The organism is Neisseria sp. P0021.S007 (assembly GCF_051956855.1).
This window is the reverse complement of sequence record NZ_JBQCXA010001529.1, coordinates 1-466: the sequence shown is the minus strand read 5'-3', so window position 1 is coordinate 466 and position 466 is coordinate 1. Positions and strand designations below refer to the sequence as shown.

The 466-nt window shown below is 52.6% G+C and carries 1 pseudogene; it reads right to left on the bottom strand.

The annotated features are described in order from the left end of the window. A pseudogene (locus ACTHUR_RS20095) lies at nucleotides 1–466 on the bottom strand (glycosyltransferase family 2 protein); the annotation flags it as partial.

Below are 466 nucleotides of genomic sequence, written 5' to 3'. Positions count from 1 at the left end.
ACTTTACCCAATCGGTGTTTCAACATACCGAAAAACAGCCGTGTGTGCATTTTGCTGATGCGGACATTGTCGGCAAAGGCATCGAAGTGGGACACGCCGTCGGCGGCGTATTGGACGGGCGTTTTAATCCAAACCGGTTTGACATCGCGCCAGTAGAGGCGGATAAGGATTTCTGTATCGAAGTCCATGCGGTCGCCTACAGTTTCTTCGCGGACAACGGATAGCGCGGGTGTAAGCGGATAGAGGCGGAAGCCGCACATGCCGTCTTTGATGTCGCATGACCAAGTGTGCAGCATATTCCAAAAGTCGGTAATTTTGCGTCCGTAAAGTCGTGCTTTGGGCGCGTCATTACCGTATTGCGGCCAGCCGAAAACAACGGCTTCGGGATTTTGTTCTGCTGCGGCGAGGAGTTTGGGTGTGTCGCTTAAGCAATGCTGGCTGTCTGCATCAACCTGCAAAAATGTCT